Source organism: Nonomuraea sp. WAC 01424, from assembly GCF_003947315.1.
GTDB lineage: Bacteria > Actinomycetota > Actinomycetes > Streptosporangiales > Streptosporangiaceae > Nonomuraea > Nonomuraea spiralis.
Map to the genome: position 1 here is coordinate 106,281 of NZ_QHHZ01000019.1, position 19,974 is coordinate 126,254.

The window sequence follows — 19,974 nt, forward strand, 5'->3', positions numbered from 1 at the left end:
GACGGGTCGCCCGAGTGGGTCCCGGTCTGGCCGGTCGGCGCGTGATCGACGTGGCCGGCCTGGCCGTCGCCCCCGGGTTCGTCGATCCGCACAGCCACTCGGACGAGGTGCCGTTCCTGGACGAGGCGCAGCCGTTCAAGCTGTATCAGGGGGTGACCACCGAGATAGCGGGAAACTGCGGGTACTCCGGCGGACCGCTGAGCGACTATCTCGACGCGGCCGAGGCGGCGGGGACAACCAACAATCTCGCCCTGCTCGTCGGGCACAACACGCTGCGCGAGGCCGTGGCCGGCCAGGACCGCAACCTCCCGGAGGGCGGTCTGGACCGGATGCTCGACCTGGCCGGCCAGGCCTTCGCGGCGGGCGCGTTCGGCTTCTCCTCCGGGCTGGAGTACGTGCCCGGCGCCTTCGCCGGAATCGATGAGCTGATCGCCCTCGGATACGTGGCCAGACGCTGGAACGGCACCTATGCCACCCACATGCGCAGCGAGAGCGAGGGGCTGGCGGACGCGCTGGACGAGGCGATCAACGTAGCCCGGTCAGCCGGGATCAGGTTGCAGATCTCCCACTGCAAGTCCTCGGGCCGGGCGGTGCACGGTTCCTCGGTCATGCTGCTCGGCAAGTTGACCAGGGCACGCCGCGGTGGCGTGGACGTACGCGGTGACCAGTATCCGTACCAGGCCTTCTGCACCTCCTTCACAGCCGTGCTCCCGCCCGAGGCGAGCGAGGGCGGCCAGGACGCCCTGCTGGCCAGACTGCGCGAGCCCGCCACGAGAGCGGCGCTGCGGAAAGCCGCCGAAGACCCCTCCCGGGGCACCGGATCCGGGTTCTGGCGCGAACTCCATCCGGACGACGTGACCATCCTGGTGCACCGCGATCCGGCGATCGCCGGCAGAACGCTGGCCGGCCTGGGCGGTGACCCCTGGGACGCTCTGTGCGACCTGATCACGGGCGACCCCGAAGCCGAGGGGGTGTTCCACACGATGCACGAAGACGATGTGGCGCAGATCATGGCCGACCCGCTGGTCAGCATCGGCTCGGACTCCGGCCCGCCCATCGGCCCCAACCATCCGCGTACGTTCGGGACCTTTCCGCGCTTCCTCGGAACCCATGTCCGCGAAGGCGCGGTCGTGCCCTTGCAGGAGGCGATCCGCAAGATGACCTCCGCGACGGCGGCGCAGTTCGCACTGGCGGACCGCGGCTGGCTGGCAGCGGGGGCGATCGCGGACATCACGGTGTTCGACCCCGGGACGATCAGTCACGCCGGGACCTATGAGAAGCCGGATGTCCGGCCCACCGGCGTCCGATACGTCCTCCTGGCCGGCCGTCCGGTGATCGAGGACGGCGAGTTCACCGGGGGGAGGCACGGGCGCATCCTTCGTCACAACCGTCCATGACCGGCCGGGTGAGCCTGGAGATGCTGCTGGAGAGCCTGGGGCCCGAGGTGGTGCGGCCTGTCGCGCTGCCCGCGGGCGCCGACGTGCCTGTCAGCGTCCCGGTGATCTATGACCCCTCCGAGCCGCTCATCGAGGGCGCGGTGCTCCTGGTGGCCGGACATCCGGAGCCCGACCTGGTGGCGCGGGCGGTGAAGGCGGGAGCCGCGGCGGTCGTCACCAGGCATCCGGTCGCCGGCGAGCCGGACATTGCGCTGCTGCTGGCCGCGCCCACTGTCTCCTGGGGCCGGCTCTACATGCTGATCGACACCACGCTCGCCGTAGTGGGCCACGCGGCCCCCGGAGAGCCTGGCGACCTGTTCGCGCTGGCCAACCAGATCGCGGCCAGGATCGGCGGAGCGGTGACAATCGAGGACCTGTCCATGCGGGTGCTCGCCTACTCCACGATCGAGGACCAGCGGATCGACGACCTGCGGCGGGACGGCATCCTCGGCCTCCGGGTGCCCGCGCACCCCACCAACGCCGAGGAGTACGCGGCGGTCCTGCGCACCGACTCCGCGATCTGGAGCTACGTGCCCGCCGAATACCTTCCCCGGCTGGCGATCGCCGTACGGGCCAGGGGGGATGCGATAGGGACCATCTGGGCGGTGGAGGGAGACCAGCCGCTCGCCCCGGACGCGGCGGAGATCCTGGCCGAGGCCGCCGTCGCCGCGGCTCCTCACCTGGCCCGCTACAACCTGGCCGCCGACCAGGTGCGGCGCCGCAGCGCCGAGCAACTAGGCGCGCTGCTGAACGGGCAGGGACCGCTGGAGGACCTCGCGGCCGCGCTGGGCTTGGAGCTGGACCAGCCGGTCACAGTCATCGTGATCAGCCGCCACGACGGGCCTGTAGATGCCATCCACGCCGGCGGCCTGCTGCGGACGGCCTTCTCCGCCTACCGGATCAGAGCGGTCGCCGGGGTCGTGGAGGGACGTGCGTACGCGGTCGTCGCCACCGGCTCCGGCGCTCCGCTGCTGCGCCGGATCGTCGAGGACGTCCTCTCCCGGCTCGGTCCGGACGCGCGGGCGGGCATCGGCCGGACGGCGCGCGCGCTGGCCGGAGCGCCGGAGAGCGCGCGCCAAGCCGAGGCGGTCCTGAGCGTGCTCGACGGTCCGTTCGGCCGCGGCGCCGTCGGCAGGTACGAGGACCTGGCCCCCGCGCTGCTGCTGGCGGAACTGGGCACGGCGTTGCGGAGTCGTCCGGTGCTGACCGGGGAGCCGCTGTCGCTGGTGGCCGAGCACGACGCCACGCACGGCACCGAATACCTGCTCAGCCTGCGGGCGTGGTTCGCCTCCTACTTCGACGTACCGCGGGCCGCCGAGATGTTGTCGCTGCACCCCAACACGCTGCGCTACCGGCTGCGGCGGATCAGCGAACTGGTCGACCTCGACGATCCCGACACCCGGCTGGCCTTGGTGATCCAGCTGAGGCTGCGCCGTACTCCCGACCGAAACCCGACGCCGCGCCCCGACGGCGCGCATGGAGATGCGGAACGACATGGAACTGCGGATTGAGTCCCTCGTGCGGCTGCCCGACCTGCGGGCGGCCGACGAACTGCTGCGTGAGGTGTGGGGCACGCCCTGCGGCGCGCCGCCCATGGCCCTGGACATGATGCGCGCGCTGGCCTACACCGGCGGCTACGTGGCGGGCGCCTACAACGGGGACGCCCTGGTCGGCGTGGCCGTCGGATTCCGCTCCGCCGACGGCGGCCTGCACTCCCACATCACCGGGGTCGCTCCCGGCAGGCACGGCCAGGGCATCGGCATGGCGCTCAAACGACACCAGCGGACCTGGGCGGCCTGCCACGAACTCGATGACATCACCTGGACGTTCGACCCGTTGATCCGGCGCAACGCCTACTTCAATCTGACCAAGCTGGGAGCCGTCGCCGAGGCATACCTGCCCGACTTCTACGGGGCGATGAGTGACGGCATCAACGAAGGCGACGCGTCCGACAGATTGTTCGTGCGATGGATCTCGGACCCGCCGGAGCCGCCGCAGGAGGTGCGCCGAGTCGACCTGCTCACGGAGGACCTGATCTCGTCGTCGCCCACCGGTGAGCCGGCACGCTGTGCCACGCCCGCCGACATCGAGGGGCTGCGCAAGACCGACCCGGGCCTCGCCCGCGCGTGGCGGGCGGCCCTGCGGGACTCCCTCGGCACGGCCCTTGCGGCCGGCTACCGGGTGACGGGGTTCACCCGTGACGGCTGGTACCTCCTCGACCCCCTGGAGATCTCGTGAAGCTGAGCGCCGCCGAGCTGCGTTTCGTGTCCCTGCCCCTGGTGACCCCGTTCCGGACCTCGCTGGGCACCCAAGCGGTGCGCAACGCGCTCGTCCTGCGGCTGGAGACCAGCCTCGGGGAGGGCTGGGCGGAGTGCGTGGCCGACGACGAACCCAGCTACAGCCCCGAATACCTCACCGGGGCCGCCGACGTGATCAGACGGCTCTTCCTGCCCAAGTTGTTCGCGATGGGGGAACTCGATCCGGCCGGGGTCGCGGTGGCGCTCGACGGGTTCAGGGGCCATCCGATGGCCAAGTCGGCCGTGGAGACGGCCGTGCTGGACGCGTCGTTGCGGGCCACGGGGATGTGCCTGAGCACCTACCTCGGCGGCGTGCGGCGCCGGGTGCCCGTGGGCGTGTCCGTGGGGATCACCGATACGATCGACGAGCTGCTGGGCCTGGTGGACAGGTACCTCACCGCCGGATATCTGCGGATAAAGCTGAAGATCGAGCCGGGTTGGGACATCGAGCCGGTCCGGGCGGTCCGGGAGACGTTCGGGTCGTCCGTGCCATTGACCGTGGATGCGAACACAGCTTACCGCCCGGGTGACATCCGGCATCTGCGTGGGCTGGACGAGTTCGGGCTGCTGCTGGTCGAGCAGCCCTTCCCGCCCGAGGATCTGCACTCGCACGCGCGGCTGGCCGCGGCGATGGAGACGCCGCTCTGCCTGGATGAGAGCATCACCTCCGCCCGCGACGCCGCCACCGCCCTGCGGCAGGGGGCCTGCTCGGTCATCAACATCAAGCCCGGCAGGGTCGGCGGCTACCTGGAAGCCCGGCGCGTCCACGATGTCGCGCAGGCCCACGGTGTGCCCGTCTGGTGCGGCGGCATGCTCGAGACCGGCCTCGGCCGGGCCGCCAACCTCGCCCTCGCCTCCTTGCCTGGATTCCAGCTGCCCGGCGACATCAGCGCCACCGCGCGCTACTACACCCAAGACATCACGGAGCCCTTCTCCCTCGCCGACGGCCACCTCGAAGTGCCGACAGCTCCCGGCATCGGCATCACGCCGGACCCCGCCTCCCTGGCCCGGCTGACCACCTCCACCGAGTGGATCACCCCCTGAGCCACGTCGCGGGCCCCTTGACTTGGACGCGGCATCCACCCGCGTAGTCGTCAAGGCGCCGCCCGCCTGTGGCTCCCCTCCTCGGCCGCCCCGCTCCCAAGCTGCACCATGGCCGCCCCCCGTCACCTGCGGAGGTGGCCACCGCCCAAGGCGATCACACTAGCCCGCACCCCGACGACGGTGCGGGCCGGGTAGCGCAGGGCCACGCACGGGAGGCGCGAGAACACAACCCGGCTCGCGCCATCCCGGCCCGCGTGCTGCGGGCCTTACGGGCCGACGGCCTGAGCCACGCCGTGCCCGAGGGCGCCGCCGAGAACCCCGCCGGCGCCCTCGGTCCGTATCAGAGCCGTGGTTTCACCGTCACCGCCCGCCCGGTCAGCCCATCAAATACTTCTGAACCGGGACACGTCCGGCCGTACGACCATTCATGGCATCATCCAGACACCAAACGACCGCGACGAAACAGAAAGCCACGACCGTGTTCCCTGCCGCCATCACCGACTTCTGGCTGAGCCCGTCACCGACAAGCCGACTCCTCTGCGGCGACGACGTTTTCGGCGTCACCGTTGATGCCGCCTTGGAGGAGGACGAACAGCTCACCATTCTCACCACGACCGACGGAAGGACGCGCGTACTGCTCATCCCGGCTATCGCCGCGACCATGGCCCTGGAAGAAGGGCAGCCGGTCGACGAGGCGGGCTTCCGGCGACGCTTGGAGGAGTCCGGCATCGCGCTGCACGGAGCTGACAACCTGTTCTACTTCACCGACAAGAACCGGGAAACACTGCTCGGCGAACCGGATGTCCCCTCCATCCGCCCGCTCACCAAGGCAGATGCCCAGGCATTCCAGCGGTTCCAGGAAGCCGCATCGGAACAGGACCTCGACGACGCCTACGTAGAACTGGACCATTGGGCCGTTTACGGCGCGTTCGAGGACGAACGGCTGGTGTCCGTGGCAAGCACATACCCATGGAACGGCGCTCCGCTGGCCGACCTCGGCGTCCTGACTCTCCCGTCCTACCGAGGCCAGGGCCACGCCCGGCGCCTCGTACGGGCGATCTCCCGGCACGCCCTCGCGCGGAACCACGAACCTCAGTACCGCTGCCAGTTCGATAATTACGCCTCGGTGGCAGTGGCCGAGTCAGCCGGCCTGACACGATTCGGTACATGGGACGTCATCTCGCCGGACTGAACGTTCCATGACGTCGGAAGGAGTGTCGGTCTCGGCGCGGGGCGGCTTGTGAGCCGGGACGACGCGGGCTTGACTGGGACCGACACCGCTGACGGGGCGGACCTGTCGCGGTCTTTGCGGCGTACGGCGCGTGAGTCGGGCCCTTCAGGACCTGTTCGAGGGGTGCTGCCTCCCGTCGTTTGCCTAGCCGCCGCCGGGAACCCGCCGTCAGCGCTGCTACGTCGGCCGGTCCTGGCTCAGTCCGCGCAAGAGGGTGTCGACCGTCTGCTCGACGAGGTGGTCGTCGATCGGTCGGCGGGAGAGCAGCGTTCGGAAATGCAGGGGGGCGATGAGGAGTTCGAGGGCCAGCGCCGCGTCGGTGCCTGTGGGTAGTTCCCCACGGACTACGGCGCGATCGATGACGACGCGTGCGAGTTCGAAACGGGAGTCCCAGAACTGTGCTCGACTGGCGGTCAGGGCCGGATCGTCGTCGGAGGCGGCCATCGAGCGCGCCAGCGCTGTGCCGAGCGGTGTGGTGAGGTAGGCGGTTACCGAGCGGGCGAGGGCGATCAAGTCGCCGCGCAGCGTCCCGGTGTCGGGGACCGGGAGCTCCTGCTTGCTGTAGCTGAGCATGGCGTCGACGAACAGTTGCTCGGGGGAGCCCCAGCGGCGGTAGATCGACGTTTCGTGGACCCCGGCGCGTCGTGCGATCGACATGATCGTGATGGGGACGCAGTGCGGCACTCAGTGGGACGCCCTCTCGCATATCTTCCACAAGGGCCGGATGTGGAACGGCTACAGCGCCGCCGAGCACAGTTCCAACGGCGCGGTCCGCGACGGCATCCAGCATTGGAGCGACCGTCTGGTCCTGCGCGGTGTCCTGGTGGAACCTGCCCGCGTACCACGGCGTCACCAGCCTGGAGCCCGGCCATGCGATCACGGCCGCCGACCTCGACGGCGTGCTGACCGCCCAGGGCAGCACCGTGCGGCCCGGGGACGCGCTGCTGGTGCGCACCGGCCACCTGACCGTCCGCCGGGGCCAGTGGGGCGACTACGCCGGCGGTCCAGCACCCGGACTGCGCCGAGGACGGACGCCACGAGTTCCTGCTCGCCGCCACACCGCTGCCGATCACCGGTGCAGTCGGCTCTCCCGAAGGGGCGGTGGCGATCAAATGACCAAGCCGCCGACGCTGTGGGAAGCGCGCGACACCGACGGCACCGAGATCGGCCGCCACCTCGCCCAGGCCCTCTCTTCCGGATCTCGCCGGGGTCGCGGAATCTGGCACGCACTCCCCGAGCTCTACGAGCAGGAGGCGCCCCCAGCGTTGGCGTGACGGGCGCCGGCCTGCTTGGGTCACGGCAGGAGCCGGTCAGGAATCGGCGTGCCCACCTCCGCGCGCCAAGGCGGCGGCAATGCCGTCCAGGACGGTTTCCAGGCCCGCGGTGAACTGGGCTTCCAGATCCCAGGGCTGGGCACCCGCGGCCATGGCCCTGGCGAGGCGAGGGAAGTCGGAGAAGTCGTCCGGAGGGCCAAGGGGTGTGGCGGGCCCGGTGGGGGCTTCACTCGCGACCAGAGTGAGGGCAACCCCCTGTACGTACGAGGCGAAGGTGAACATGTGGCGGAACGCTTCCGCCGGTTCCAGGCCGAGTCCGTCGAAGGAGGCGAGCGCGCTCTCGCTTTCGGCGGCCACTGCCCGACCGAGCCGCCCATGGGTGGAGATCATGACCTGCGGCAGGATCCAGGGGTGGCGGAGGTAGAGCTCCCAGTCGCGCCGGGCTGCCCGCCTCAGCCCTTCCCGCCAGCCGTCCGCCGGGGTCTGCGGCGGAGGCGCCTCGTTCTGTGCGGCCTCCACCATGCGTGCGAGCAGTTCGTCCTTGGACGGGACGTGCCGGTAGAGGGACATGGTCGCTGCCCCCAGAGCCTCTGCCACCCGGCGCATTGACAGCGCGTCCAGCCCCTCGGTGTCCGCGATCTCGATCCCGGCGCTCACGATCCGGTCCACGGAGAGGGGGGACTCGGTATGAGGGGGCGGGCCAGTGTCCGGCCCTGGAAGGCCGGGGCGCCCGTCCGGTTCGTCGTGTCCCGCGCGGCGGGCCCGGTACGCGCGGGCCTGGCAGGCACGTGAGCAGTACTTGCGCGGACGTCCCCGCCCCGCGTGTTCGAACGACGTGCCGCAGCAAGCGCACCGCGCACCGCCCTCGGTGCCGCTGCCGCCGCCTCCTTCCGCCGCCATCCCGACCTCCCTTTTCGTCACGCCGTCGGACCGTGACGAAATTCTAGCGCAACGGGATTCATAGCTCCTGCCTAGAGGCTTTAAGCCTTTTTTGATTTTCCACACTCATGCGTATGCTGTACTCACAGGTTCGGAGCGAGCCCTTCGCGTGTGGTGAATCACGGCCGACGCACAGATCCATGAGCAGAGAGAACGAGGCAGAACTGATGAACGGGACAGTGAGGGACCGCGTGCCCGCGCGGGCCGGACGCAGACAGTGGGCGGGCCTGGCCGTCCTCGTCCTGCCCTGCGTGCTGGTGTCGATGGACATGTCCATCATGTTCACCACGCTTCCGACCCTGACCGCCGACCTCCGGCCAAGCAGCTCCGAACTGCTCTGGATCATGGACGGCTACGGCTTCATGCTGGCCGGCCTGCTGATCACCATGGGCACCCTCGGCGACCGCTTCGGTCGCCGCCGCGTCCTGCTCGGCGGAGCAGTGGCCTTCGGTCTCGCCTCCGCCCTCGCTGCGTTCTCCACCACCCCGCAGACGCTCATCGCCGCCCGGATGCTGCTCGGCGTCGCGGGTGCCACGCTGGCCCCGTCCACCCTCTCCCTGATCCGCGCCATGTTCTCCGACGAGAAGCAGCGCAGCACCGCCGTCGGCGTGTGGACGGCCGGCTTCGCCGGCGGCGCGATACTCGGCCCGATCATCGGCGGCCTCCTCCTGAACCACTTCTGGTGGGGCTCGGTATTCCTGGTGAACACCCCCGTGATGGCGCTGCTGCTCGTCCTCGGCCCGCTATTGCTGCCCGAGTTCCGCGACCCCTCTCCCGGCCGCTTCGACCTCGCCGGGGCCGTCCTCTCGCTCCTTGCCGTCCTGGGCGTGATCTACGGCATCAAGTCAGGTGCGGAACACGGTTTCGGCACTCCGGCACTGCTGTCCCTGGCCGCCGGGCTCGCCTTCGGTTACGTCTTCCTGCGCCACCAGCGCCGGAGCCCCCACCCGATGTTCGACCTGGGGCTCTTCCGTGAGCGCCGCTTCAGCGTGGCGCTCGGCATCGACGCACTCGCCACCTTCGGCATGGTCGGCTTCTCCCTGTTCAGCTGGCAGTTCCTGCAGCTGGTCCTCGGCATGGAGCCGTTCACGGCAGCCCTGTGGACACTGCCCACCTTCCTCGTCATGCCGGTCGGCATCGCACTTGCCACCATGGCCGCTCCACGCCTCGGGAAGGACCGGGTGATCGCCGCCGGACTGACCATTGCCGTCGCCGGGTTCATCCAGCTCGCCTTCACCGGCGCGCACAGCGGTTCCCTGCACATCGTCACAGGCATGGGGATCGTCTCGATCGGCATCGCCGCCGTCTCCGCCGTTGTCACCGAGGTGATCGTCTCCGCCGCTCCGCCCGAACGAGCCGGAGCCGCCTCCGCGATGGCCGAAACCTCCGCCGAGTTCGGCGGGGCCCTCGGCATCGCGATCCTCGGCAGCATCGGCGCCGCCCTCTATCGGGCCGACGTCACCGCGACGGCCCCCGACTCACTCGACCCGCAACAACTGGAGGCGGCAGCTGCCACCCTCGGCGGTGCCGTCGACCTCGCTGTGGATCTTCCGCACTTGGTCGCGGCGGCCGTGCGCGACAGCGCCTTTGCCGCCTTCGCACACGAGACCCGTATCCTGGCCGTCGTCTGCGCGGCACTGGCAGCGGCGGGCGCGCTCCTGGTGGCCACGGTGCTGCGGCGGCCCAGCACCCGCACCTGACCGGTCCTCCGATAGGCGTCACGGACCGTCGGCTCCATGAACACGTCGTCGGACGGGCTCATCAAGGTCCGGTCGGCGCGAGGACGTCTACCCCGTTCTCGTACTCGCGGCGGGGCCTTGCGCTGGGCCGGACCGCCGGACCGCTCGGGTGGCCGCCTTCGCGGTGCCCGAATCGGCGCGCACCGCCCGGGACGCTCTGCGCGAGATGCTCGTCCATCTCGGTGGCGCCGAGCTCACGCCTGCGCAGGAGCCCAGCACAGCACACCTGAACCGCCCTTCGCGGCTTGCTTGAGCCGTGTGCCGCGACGAGTGGCACGCACGGTTCTGAGGGGGCCCCGGTGCAGCAATGCACCGGGGCTACCCGGCGAGAAGGCTCCCGTTCCATTGCTCCCAAGGCCGGGATCACGTTGACCCACTTATTTTCTTGACTCAAGAAAATATGTCCGCCAGACTCTGGGCGACGCAGTGCGTGCAGTCATGAGATGGGGTACGACGTGAACGCGTTGACGACTCTGGTCCCGGACCAGACGGGAGCCGAGATCTTCGCGCAGGTGCTCACCGCCGGGCCGATCTCCCGGACGGTGATCGCACAGCGGCTCGGGTTGTCGCCCTCCACGGTGACCCGGCTGCTGTCGCCGCTGATCGAGGGCGGCTACCTGAGCGAGACCGGACAGCAGAGCGCGGCGGGGCTGGGGCGGCCCCAGCGCCTGCTGCGGGTCAACACCGAGCAGCACCTGGTTGTCGGGATCCAGATCGCGCGCACCCATGTCGCGGCTGTGCTCACCGACCTCGGAGCCCGTCCGCTGCTGCGTCTGGAGCAGGCGCTCGACTCCGTGGAACCGGCTCATGTCCTCTCGGTGGCGGCGGAGTTGACCGGCCGCCTGATCGCCGGGGCGCCGTCCGCCAAGGCGAAGGTGCTGGGCATCGGGGTCGGCGTCGGCGGTCACGTCTACGCGGCGGGCGGGGTGTGCCGCTCGGCGGTGCGGCTCGGCTGGACGGATGTCCCGATCGCCGCTCCGCTCAGCGCGGCCACCGGGCTTCCGGTGGTGGTGAACAACGACGTCAACGCCCTGGTCATCGCCGAGCGCTGGTTCGGTGAGGGCCGGGACGTCGACTCGTTCGCGGTGATCTCGGTCGGGCGCGGTGTCGGCGGTGCGCTCATGCTGCACGGAGTCCTCCACTCCGGTGCCGGCGGACTGGCCGTCGAGTTCGGGCATCTGCCCATCGAGCCCAACGGGCCGGAGTGCGCCTGCGGCAACCGCGGCTGCGTGGAGGCGCTTGCCTCCTCCGATGCGGTGCTGCGGACGTTCCGGGAGCTCGGCGGCCGTCCCGAGGCGGATTATGATGCCGTCGCCGAGCTCGCGCGCTCGGGGACGGAACCCGAGCGGCAGGCCGCGCTCGACGCGTTCGCCGTGGCCGGGGCCGCGTTGGGGCGCGGACTGGCCTGCCTGTGCAACCTGCTCAACCCGGGACTGATCGTGATCGCGGGCGAAGGCGTGGTGGCCTACGACCACTTCGGCCCAGCAATGACGAGAGCCCTGGAGCGCCACGCCGTCTCCTCTGCCGCCCGCGACTGTGTGATCAAGGTAGATCAGGCCAGCGAGACATTGTGGGCGCGGGGCGCCGCCTGTCTGGTCATCAGGGAGAGCGTCCGTGCCCGGCTGTCCTGAGTCCCCAACCGGTTCCGCCTTCGCCAGGCGAAATCCCGGAGCCGCCATGCGCGGTCGATAAAGCTTGGGTATGCGGTGGCGGCCGGGGCTGCCGCAAACCATGAATTCCCGTGCCGGATAATCCGCCTGAACCTTCATGTCATCCGCCCGAATATCGGACGGGTGGTTCTCCGCCGCGCCTCATCTCTCCTGAACCAGCAGGTCGGAACGGTGGCCTGGGGACCCGCGCCCGAAATCAATGCTGCTGAGTCGAGCCGGAGAACCGGGGTGCACGGGTAGTGACCGCCTCTCCCTCGACCTGCCGAACAACCCTCGACAATTCCCGAATGCGACTGTTCGCCGCGTCCTCCGGCCGGCTTCCCGATCGCGTTCCAATTCACTCTCTGCAAAGGAAGTCCCCCCATGCGCACCTCCGCGTCCAGAGCCGCCGGTGCGGCGTTCCTCTCCCTGGCCCTGCTGGTGGCCGGCTGTTCCAGCTCCGGCTCGGCCGACGATGCGGCAGCTCCGAGCGGGCCGGTGTCGATGGAGTTCTGGGGCTGGGCCCCGGGCTACGACAAGATCACCGCTCAGTGGAACGCCGCCCACCCGGACATCAAGGTGACGTTCAAGCAGATTCCGTCCGGCGCCAAGGGCGGTTACGACCAGATGACCAACGCGATCACCGCGGGCAAGGCGCCGTGCCTGGCTCAGGTCACCTACAACGACATCCCGTCGATGCTGGTCAAGAACGCGCTGATGGACATCACCCCGTACGCGTCCAGCGACACCGGCAAGTACCTGGACTGGACCGTCGCGGCGTCGTCGGCCGACGGCAAGGTGTACGGCCTCCCGGTCGACATCGGGCCGATGGCCCTCTACTACCGCACCGACCTGTTCCGCAAGTTCGGCATCGCGAAGCCCCCCGCGACCTGGGACGAGTACGCCGCGGACGCCGCCAAGGTGCACGCGGCCGACCCCGCCGTCGCCTTCGGCACCGCGCCCCAGGACGCCTACGACATGGCCGCGCTGACCTGGCAGACCGGCAAGTCCTGGTTCGGCACGCAGGGCGGCGCCTGGCAGGTCTCCATCGACAATCCCGGCACCCAGCAGGTCGCCACGTACTGGCAGGGCCTGAAGGACAAGAAGCTGGTGATGAACAACGGCAACGCCTGGGACCCGAACTTCGACAAGGCGTCCGAGGCGGGCCAGGTCATGACCTTCGTGAACGCCTCCTGGGCGGCCGCGGGCATCAAAGGTGACCTCAAGGATCTCGCCGGCAAGTGGGCCGTGGCCCCGCTGCCGACCTGGACCGCCGGCGATCACACCAGCGCGAACTCCGGCGGCTCCGCCACCTCCGTGCTGACCGGCTGCAAGACCCCGAAGGAGGCCGAGCAGTTCGCCGCCTTCCTGTCCAGCGACCCGGAAGCGGTGAGCACCGGCATCACGGTCGGCGGCCTGTACCCGGCGTCCAAGACCGGCCTGGAGAACCCTCTGCTGTCGCAGGGCGACCCGTACTTCGGCGGCCAGAAGATCTACGACGTCTTCAAGGAATCCGCGGCGAACATCCCCGCCACCTGGGTCGTCGGGCCGACCTTCGGCCAGGTCGAGGCCGATTACTCGGACGCCATCGGCAAGGGCGGCTACGCACAGGCGACGACCACGGTCCAGCAGAAGACGATCGACAAGATCAAGAGTCTCGGGCTCTCCGTGTCCGGCAGCTGATGCCCGACGTGACACCACGTCGTCCGAGGGTTCCGCAGTGCCGGCTTGAGGGGGCGGCACCGCGGAACCGCCCCCTCCGTACCGCAACCGCGCGAGGAAGACCATGAGCACCCAGACAACAACACCGCCTGCACCGGCGCCCACGCCCGTGACAGCTGGCCGCAGCCGCCGGACCGCACGCTACGCCGCCGGATTCCTGGCCCCGTTCGGCATCCTGTTCACCACGATGATGCTCGCGCCGATCGGTTACGCCATCTACCAGAGCTTCTTCCAGGTCCGCCGTCAGGGCCTGTTCGGCGGCGGTCAGACCACGCACTTCGCCGGGTTCGGAAACTTCTCTCGCGCTCTCCAGGACGGCGACTTCATGGCCTCGCTGGGCCGGGTGGCGCTGCTGGGCGTCGTCCAGGTGCCGGTGATGCTCGGGCTGGCCCTCGGCCTCGCGCTGCTGCTGGACTCTCGCTCGGCCCGGCTCCGGAAGATGTTCCGGCTGACCTTCTTCCTGCCCTATGCGCTGCCCGGGGCGATCGCCGTGGTGATGTGGTCGTTCCTGCTGGTGAAGAACCTCTCGCCGTTCACCGGGCCGCTGGCGGCGATCGGCGTCCACGCCGACTTCCTGTCGGCCGACTGGATCCCGGTGTCGATCGGCAACATGATCACCTGGGGCTGGACCGGCTACAACATGCTGATCATCTACTCGGCGCTGCAGGCCGTGCCCGGCGAGGTGCTCGAAGCCGCCACCCTCGACAACTGCACCGGCTGGCGGCTGGCCTGGTACGTCAAGATCCCGATGGTGTGGCCCGCCCTCGTGCTGACGACGGTTTTCTCCGTCATCGGCACCGCCCAGCTCTACACCGAGCCGGCCGTGCTCGCCGCCGCACGGATCCCGGGCGCCTCCAACAAGTTCAGCCCGATCATGAACACCACACTCACCGCCTCCCAGGCGGACCCGAACCTGGCCGCTGCTGAGTCGGTGCTGCTGGCCCTCATGACGCTGGTTCTCTCCTTCGGGTTCCTGAAGTTCACGCAGCGAAGGATGGCCGACGCATGACCAGCACCCGCAGCCCGCTCGCCGGCCGCCTGGCCGTCAACGCACTGCTCGGCCTGATGGCCCTCTACACCCTCATCCCGTTGTGGTGGCTGTTCGTCTCGGCGACCAAGGGCGAGGGCTATCTTCACCGTGGGAACCCACTCTGGTTCTCCCACTTCGACCTCGGTGACAATCTCGGCCGCGTCTTCTCCTTCCAGGACGGGATCTTCTCCTCCTGGCTCGCCAACAGCGCGCTCTACAGCCTGGTCGGCGCAGGGGTCAGCACACTGTTGTCGGTCATGGCGGGCTTCGCCCTGGCCAAGTACCGGTTCCGAGGCCGGGAGACGGTCTTCAACACGATCCTGGCCTCGGTGCTGATCCCGGCGCCGATGCTCGCCCTGCCGCTGTTCCTGATGCTGGCTCAACTCCGGCTCACCGACAGCTACTGGGCCGTCCTGCTCCCCAGCTTCGTCAGCCCGTTCGGCGTCTACCTTTCGCGCGTCTACGCCTCGGCCTCCGTCCCCGACGAACTGCTGGAGGCCGCGCGCATCGACGGCGCCAGCGAGAAGCGGACCTTCTTCCGCATCGCGATGCCCGTGATGGCGCCCGCGCTGGTGACAATCTTCCTGTTCCAGTTCGTCAGCGTCTGGAACAACTATCTGCTTCCCTCGCTCATGCTCAACGACGCATCCAAACTGCCGGTCACCGTCGGTCTGGTCCAGTGGCGCTCAGAGTTCGCCAACGGCGTCTCCCCGATGCTCCCGATCACCGGAGCGTTCGTCTCGCTGCTCCCCCTGCTCGTTGCCTTCGTCGCGCTGCAGCGCTTCTGGCGCAGCGGTCTGACTGCAGGCGCCGTCAAATAGCCGCGCTCCAGGCATCTTCTGCACACCTCAGAACGGACAAGGCATGCACAGACCACGCGCGCATACCGGCTGCGCCGCGCGGCTCGGTACCGCGCTCCTGGTTCTCGACGGCACCGCCATGGAGCTGTGGAGCTGCACCGGCGGCGCGACCGGACCATGCCGCGCACCAGTCCTCGCCCACCGAACCACCACGACCCGAGAGCAGTGAACATATGAGCGCGCGACCCGCCTTGACCGTTGACGGCCACCGCTTCCTGCGCGGTGGCCGCGAGCACCGCGTGGTCTCCGCCGCCGTGCACTACTTCCGCATCCACCCCGGACTGTGGCACGACCGGCTGCAGCGACTGCGCGCCATGGGCTGCAACACGGTCGAGCTCTACATCGCCTGGAACTTCCACCAGCCGGTCCCCGGCCCGCCCCGCTTCGACGGCTGGCACGACGTCGCCGCCTTCATCCGCGAGGCCGACGCCCTCGGCCTCGTCGCGGTCGCCCGCCCCGGCCCCTACATCTGCGCCGAGTGGGACATGGGCGGGCTGCCGGCGTGGCTGCTCGCCGACGAGTCCCTGCGGCTGCGCACCAGCGACCCGACCTATCTCGCGGCCGTCGACGAGTGGTTCGACCAGCTGATCCCCATGCTCGCCGACCTGCAGGCCTCGCGTGGCGGACCGATCGTCGCGGTCCAGGTCGAGAACGAGTACGGCAGCTACGGCAACGACCACGCCTACTTGCAACACCTCAAGGAGGGTCTGGTCACCCGGGGCATCGACTGCCTGCTCTTCACCTCCGACGGCCCCGAACCGCGCATGCTGGCGGGCGGCACCCTGTCCGGCGTGCTGGCCACCGCCAACTTCGGCTCGCGCCCTGACGAGGCTTTCGCCGCCCTCGCCAAGTTCCGGCCCGAAGCTCCGCTGGTCTGCATGGAGTTCTGGAACGGCTGGTTCGACCACTTCGGGGACCCCCACCACGTCCGCGACGCCTCCGACGCCGCGGACGTGCTCGACGGCATTCTCGCCGCCGGGGGATCGGTCAACATCTACATGGGCCATGGCGGAACCAACTTCGGCTGGTGGGCCGGCGCCAACCACATTGGCAAGACCCTCACCGACCCTGGCTACATGCCCACCATCACCAGCTACGACTACGATGCCCCCATCGGCGAAGCCGGCGAACTGACCGAGAAGTTCCACGCCTTCCGCGAGGTCATCGGCCGCTACGCGCCGCTGCCCGACGCCGAACTCCCCGCTCCACAGCGGCGGGTGGCGCCGCAGATCGTCGCCGCCACCCGCGTCGCAGCCCTGCGCGACCACCTGGGCCTGCTCTCGGTCGCGACGCACCGCCCGGCGCCGGAGCCGATGGAGAGGCTCGGTCATCACCGCGGGCTCATTCACTACCGGCACCGGATCATCGGCCCCGCGGGCCCCGCCACGCTGACCGTGGACGGCATTCGAGACCTGGCGCAAGTCTTCCTTGACGGTCACCTGGTCGGCGTACTGGAGCGGGATGCCCCGGCCCCGACCGTGGAACTGACCGTCCCCGAGGGCGGCGCGGAGTTGGAGATCCTCGTCGAGCCGTACGGGCGGGTCAACTACGGCCCCCACCTTGCCGACCGCAAGGGCCTGATCGGCGGTGTGCGCCTGGACCACCAGCACCTGTTCGGGTGGACCATCCGGGTGCTGCCGCTCGACGACCTGGCCGCCCTGCCCACCGCCTCGGCCGCTGACACCACCGCGGGTCCGGCCTTCCACCGCGCTGTCGTGGGGATGCCCGAAGCGGCCGACGCGTTCGTCGCCGTCCCGGGCAGCGACCGCACTCTGGTCTGGGTCAACGGCTTCCTTCTCGGCCGCCTGCGGACCGAGAAGGGGCCCCAGGTCACTCTCTACGCCCCGGCGCCACTGTGGCGTGCGGGGACCAATGAGGTCCTGATGCTCGACCTCGCCGGAACCGACAAGCCGCTCACCGTCGAGCTGCGGGCTGCGCCCGATCTCGGGCCGACCGCGGCAGCGCCTCGGTACTGACCGAGGGCGACAACCGTCCCAAGTCGCGCAGGAGCCCTGCATCGCTTCAGCGGAAGTGAGGAGGCCAAGAACGCCGCGCTCATGGTACTTCGGCACAAGGTGGCAGTGCTGCGGGTGACCTTGCTGTCGGCCGGGCGTCTGGGACGGGCTCTCGTGCTCACCTCGCCTACGGCTGGCCCCAGGGGCCGCGGCCACCGCGGGCGACCCGGGGGGACCCATCGGGGTCGAACTCCGTGCCGTGATCGGCGGTGTCCGTCGCCTTCACGTCCAGGACTCCGTCCACGCGGCGGGGAACCCCGAGGGGGTTGTCGTCGCGCAGTTCGGGCGGGAGCAGCCGCTGCGGGGTGTCCTGGTAGGCGATCGGGCGGAGGAACCGCTGGACGCCCTGTTCGATGAGGCGACCTTCTCCAGCGCCGCCATGTTCGGCGAGGCGACCTTCTCAGGCGACGCCTTGTTCGACGGGGCATCCGGGCTGGAGATGCGCGCCCTGTGCAAGGTCCCCGACGGCTCCACCGTCGTCTCGGCAGAGCGCACCATCCAGATCAGCCCCCCGCACAACGAACAGGACCGGCAGGCCGGTGACCTGCTGATCGGCTCACAACAGGGCACCCTGCTGGCCCTGCTCGGCTCCGACGCACCCCAGCTGTCCGACGGCAACGCCGCCCTGGACCGGCTCATCGCCACCCACCCCGACCACCCGCTGGCCGTCTACGCGCTGATGGTCAAGGGCACCAACGCCGGACGCCACTTCCAGACCCTCGGCAAGAACGGGCTCAGTGTCCGGCCCGCCGACACCGCCACCAGCATCGAACAGCTCGGCGCCGTCGTGGAGACCACCCTCGACCCCGGCACCGACGCCGGCGTCGACAACATCACCCTCAACGAAACCATGCGCAGCCTGGCCCGCGCGCACGCCCGCGCCCACGACCTCAAACAGGCCGACGCCGTCCTGGACCAGATGGTGGAGACATTCCGCGAGAAGCATGTCCCGCCGCCGGTCCTGGCCACCATCGCCGAACAGGCCGAAACCACCCGCACCCAACTCCACGACCAAGCCTGACACCGCGCCGCGACCATCCGCGCCGCCCGCCTGAGCGCTACCGCCGATGGTGGCGCTCAGGCGGGCGGCCGTGCCGGAACCCGCTACCGGCGAACGCGTCGCGGCGGCACAGGTTGCACAGCCCGGCCGGGGCCGGCACAGAAGGGGAAAACGGGTCCGCGTGGCTGAGTCTCCTGCCGACGGGGTCACACCCTCAAGGACCCGTGAGCCTGCATGCCTGACATGACTGACAGGCCTTCAACCGGATGACCAGCAGGTTCACTTGATAACCCTAGATAACCATCGTGACGAGGTCGGGCGCATGTTCGCAGCACCTCGGCGGCGCCTTGCTCGGTGCCCGGTCGCCGTGATGAACTGCTCGCCCGTGGCGTGCGGGCATCCACGTCGCTGGACCTGGTCGTCGCCTGCGTCGTCGGGGCGTTCATGGCCCGGCTCACCACATGGGTCGATGGGGGAGATCACAGCGCCACTCCGGCCGAGCTGGAGGTGGCCTTTCGTGCCACCGTCGTTCCCGGCGCGCGTGGCGCTGGCGGCGCAGCCGTGATGGCAGCCGTGATCAGGCAGCGATGCGGCGCAGCATGAAGGGCACCATCAGGAAGGCCACGCCCGCTGCCAGGAAGGCGCCCGCCCCCATGGCGCCGGCCACGGTGCCGGCCAGCGCGGCCAGCGGCGGCACCGCCGGCTGCGCCACGCCCCACGACGATCCCTGGAAAGCGAACCAGCGTGGCCGATCGGCTTCGGGCGCGGCATCGGCCACGGCAGACTGCCAACGGCCCAACAGCACAGTGTTCGCCACCGTACAGGCCAGGTAAGCACCGATCGTCACCGCTGGACTGGCCGTGACCGCCATGATCAGCGCAAGCAGCCCCAGCAGCACCGTGCCGACGCCGAGGATCACCGCATGCGAGCGCCCGGCCAGCAGCCGCCGGGACGGCCACAAGGCCACCGGCGCCAGCACCGCCGCACCCGCGAGCGCCAACCCCGGCAGCCACGCCGGCGCGCCCCGCTCCAGCAGCGCCAGCGGCAGATACATCATCACGGCCAGGGAGCCGACCGCGAACGCGGTGCCCGCCACGGTCAGCCGCATCAGCGCCACCGGGGGCCGCCACCGCCCACCCGCTCCCGCACGCTCTCTGCGGCCACCGCCTCCGCCGAGCTCACGGGGCAGGAAGGTCACCGCGACGACCGCCGCCACCAGGCAGGTGAGCGCGTCTGCGGCCACCAGCCAGCGCACTCCCAGCGGCAGCAGCCCCGCCGCCGCCCCGGCCGCCGACAGCGCCACCCCCATCACCGCGTACGTGTGATGCCGCCGCTCTCCCGTACTGGCCCGGGCCAGCAACTCCTGCGACGCCGGCTCGTACACCTCGAAGGCCAGCCCCACCACCGCGATTGCCACCAGCACCTGCACCTGGCCATGGGCCAGCGCGAGCCCGGCCAGCGACAGACCGGTCGCCACCAACCCGGCGGCCAGCACCGTGCGCGGTGAGAACCGATCGAGCAGGAACGCCCCCGCCCACCGTGAGATCAGCGCCGTGACCCCGAACAAGGCCAGTGCCACTGCGGCCAGCTCAGGCCCGGTCAGCACCGCCAGGAACGACAGGGCATAGGCGCCGAGCGCGTTGAGGATGCGTACCCACACCAGCGTCCTGGCCGCCACCGGCAAAGATCTCAGCATGCGCGCTCCCCCCGAATCGCTGGCGCGTCATCCTGGCACAAG

Annotated in this window: 17 protein-coding genes; 14 read left to right on the forward strand and 3 right to left on the reverse strand. The window is 70.0% G+C overall.

The genetic code is table 11. The annotated features are described in order from the left end of the window. Positions 1 to 41: 41 nt before the first annotated feature. The 5 genes from DMB42_RS42070 (at position 42) to DMB42_RS42090 (ending at position 5,969) form a co-directional block, all read left to right on the forward strand. Positions 42 to 1,397, forward strand: a complete 1,356-nt coding sequence (locus tag DMB42_RS42070; RefSeq protein ID WP_260478257.1) for an amidohydrolase family protein — start codon at positions 42 to 44, stop codon at positions 1,395 to 1,397. Next, entirely contained in the window at positions 1,394 to 2,947 is a 1,554-nt protein-coding gene (locus DMB42_RS42075; protein WP_125644902.1) for a CdaR family transcriptional regulator, read from the forward strand. The genes DMB42_RS42070 and DMB42_RS42075 overlap by 4 nt, the downstream gene beginning before the upstream one ends. Beyond that, complete coding sequence (locus DMB42_RS42080; RefSeq protein WP_125644904.1) at positions 2,931 to 3,674, forward strand: GNAT family N-acetyltransferase; 744 nt, start codon at positions 2,931 to 2,933, stop codon at positions 3,672 to 3,674. Before DMB42_RS42075 ends, DMB42_RS42080 begins: the two co-directional genes overlap by 17 nt. Then, positions 3,671 to 4,777: an o-succinylbenzoate synthase gene (gene menC, locus DMB42_RS42085; RefSeq protein WP_125644905.1), complete on the forward strand. Its 1,107-nt coding sequence runs from the start codon at positions 3,671 to 3,673 to the stop codon at positions 4,775 to 4,777. Before DMB42_RS42080 ends, menC begins: the two co-directional genes overlap by 4 nt. 478 nt (positions 4,778 to 5,255) lie before the next feature. Then, entirely contained in the window at positions 5,256 to 5,969 is a 714-nt protein-coding gene (locus DMB42_RS42090) for a GNAT family N-acetyltransferase (protein WP_125645118.1), read from the forward strand. Positions 5,970 to 6,185: 216 nt separating this feature from the next. On the opposite strand, the gene DMB42_RS42095 is transcribed toward DMB42_RS42090, so the two are convergent. Next, complete coding sequence (locus DMB42_RS42095; protein ID WP_125644907.1) at positions 6,186 to 6,665, reverse strand: TetR/AcrR family transcriptional regulator; 480 nt, start codon at positions 6,663 to 6,665, stop codon at positions 6,186 to 6,188. A gap of 158 nt (positions 6,666 to 6,823) precedes the next feature. On the opposite strand from DMB42_RS42095, the gene DMB42_RS42100 reads away from it, so the two are divergent. Next, positions 6,824 to 7,282: a cyclase family protein gene (locus DMB42_RS42100; RefSeq protein ID WP_185845146.1), complete on the forward strand. Its 459-nt coding sequence runs from the start codon at positions 6,824 to 6,826 to the stop codon at positions 7,280 to 7,282. A gap of 36 nt (positions 7,283 to 7,318) precedes the next feature. Here DMB42_RS42100 and DMB42_RS42105 read toward each other — a convergent pair whose 3' ends face one another. Continuing rightward, on the reverse strand, positions 7,319 to 7,951 hold the full coding sequence (locus DMB42_RS42105; RefSeq protein WP_260478258.1) for a TetR/AcrR family transcriptional regulator: 633 nt from the start codon (positions 7,949 to 7,951) through the stop codon (positions 7,319 to 7,321). Between the two features lie 437 nt (positions 7,952 to 8,388). On the opposite strand from DMB42_RS42105, the gene DMB42_RS42110 reads away from it, so the two are divergent. The 8 genes from DMB42_RS42110 (at position 8,389) to DMB42_RS42140 (ending at position 18,257) form a co-directional block, all read left to right on the forward strand. Continuing rightward, the gene (locus tag DMB42_RS42110; protein WP_125644913.1) at positions 8,389 to 9,921 is read left to right on the forward strand and encodes an MFS transporter; all 1,533 of its coding nucleotides are present in this window, start codon (positions 8,389 to 8,391) and stop codon (positions 9,919 to 9,921) included. Positions 9,922 to 10,069: 148 nt separating this feature from the next. Then, the gene (locus tag DMB42_RS56495) at positions 10,070 to 10,213 is read left to right on the forward strand and encodes a hypothetical protein (protein ID WP_396985391.1); all 144 of its coding nucleotides are present in this window, start codon (positions 10,070 to 10,072) and stop codon (positions 10,211 to 10,213) included. A 202-nt stretch (positions 10,214 to 10,415) separates the two neighbouring features. Beyond that, on the forward strand, positions 10,416 to 11,591 hold the full coding sequence (locus tag DMB42_RS42115; protein ID WP_185845147.1) for an ROK family transcriptional regulator: 1,176 nt from the start codon (positions 10,416 to 10,418) through the stop codon (positions 11,589 to 11,591). Between the two features lie 402 nt (positions 11,592 to 11,993). Then, positions 11,994 to 13,292, forward strand: a complete 1,299-nt coding sequence (locus tag DMB42_RS42120; protein ID WP_125644917.1) for an ABC transporter substrate-binding protein — start codon at positions 11,994 to 11,996, stop codon at positions 13,290 to 13,292. 103 nt (positions 13,293 to 13,395) lie between these two features. Further along, entirely contained in the window at positions 13,396 to 14,340 is a 945-nt protein-coding gene (locus DMB42_RS42125) for a carbohydrate ABC transporter permease (RefSeq protein WP_125644919.1), read from the forward strand. Continuing rightward, positions 14,337 to 15,182, forward strand: coding sequence for a carbohydrate ABC transporter permease (locus DMB42_RS42130; RefSeq protein WP_125644921.1), 846 nt, complete (start codon positions 14,337 to 14,339; stop codon positions 15,180 to 15,182). The genes DMB42_RS42125 and DMB42_RS42130 overlap by 4 nt, the downstream gene beginning before the upstream one ends. Before the next feature lie 212 nt (positions 15,183 to 15,394). Then, complete coding sequence (locus tag DMB42_RS42135) at positions 15,395 to 17,197, forward strand: beta-galactosidase family protein (protein ID WP_125644923.1); 1,803 nt, start codon at positions 15,395 to 15,397, stop codon at positions 17,195 to 17,197. A 238-nt stretch (positions 17,198 to 17,435) separates the two neighbouring features. Further along, positions 17,436 to 18,257 (forward strand): pentapeptide repeat-containing protein, encoded by an 822-nt coding sequence (locus DMB42_RS42140; RefSeq protein WP_125644925.1) that lies wholly within the window; start codon positions 17,436 to 17,438, stop codon positions 18,255 to 18,257. 556 nt (positions 18,258 to 18,813) lie between these two features. On the opposite strand, the gene DMB42_RS42145 is transcribed toward DMB42_RS42140, so the two are convergent. Next, entirely contained in the window at positions 18,814 to 19,932 is a 1,119-nt protein-coding gene (locus DMB42_RS42145) for an MFS transporter (protein ID WP_125644927.1), read from the reverse strand. Positions 19,933 to 19,974 lie beyond the last annotated feature (42 nt).

Bases quoted from the DNA above. Each gene is read 5' to 3' on its own strand.
- DMB42_RS42075 (WP_125644902.1), top strand. From the start codon at position 1,394: ATGACCGGCCGGGTGAGCCTGGAGATGCTGCTGGAGAGCCTGGGGCCC.
- DMB42_RS42080 (WP_125644904.1), top strand. From the start codon at position 2,931: ATGGAACTGCGGATTGAGTCCCTCGTGCGGCTGCCCGACCTGCGGGCG.
- DMB42_RS42095 (WP_125644907.1), bottom strand. From the start codon at position 6,665: ATGTCGATCGCACGACGCGCCGGGGTCCACGAAACGTCGATCTACCGC.
- DMB42_RS42110 (WP_125644913.1), top strand. From the start codon at position 8,389: ATGAACGGGACAGTGAGGGACCGCGTGCCCGCGCGGGCCGGACGCAGA.
- DMB42_RS42120 (WP_125644917.1), top strand. From the start codon at position 11,994: ATGCGCACCTCCGCGTCCAGAGCCGCCGGTGCGGCGTTCCTCTCCCTG.
- DMB42_RS42125 (WP_125644919.1), top strand. From the start codon at position 13,396: ATGAGCACCCAGACAACAACACCGCCTGCACCGGCGCCCACGCCCGTG.
- DMB42_RS42130 (WP_125644921.1), top strand. From the start codon at position 14,337: ATGACCAGCACCCGCAGCCCGCTCGCCGGCCGCCTGGCCGTCAACGCA.
- DMB42_RS42135 (WP_125644923.1), top strand. From the start codon at position 15,395: ATGAGCGCGCGACCCGCCTTGACCGTTGACGGCCACCGCTTCCTGCGC.
- DMB42_RS42145 (WP_125644927.1), bottom strand. From the start codon at position 19,932: ATGCTGAGATCTTTGCCGGTGGCGGCCAGGACGCTGGTGTGGGTACGC.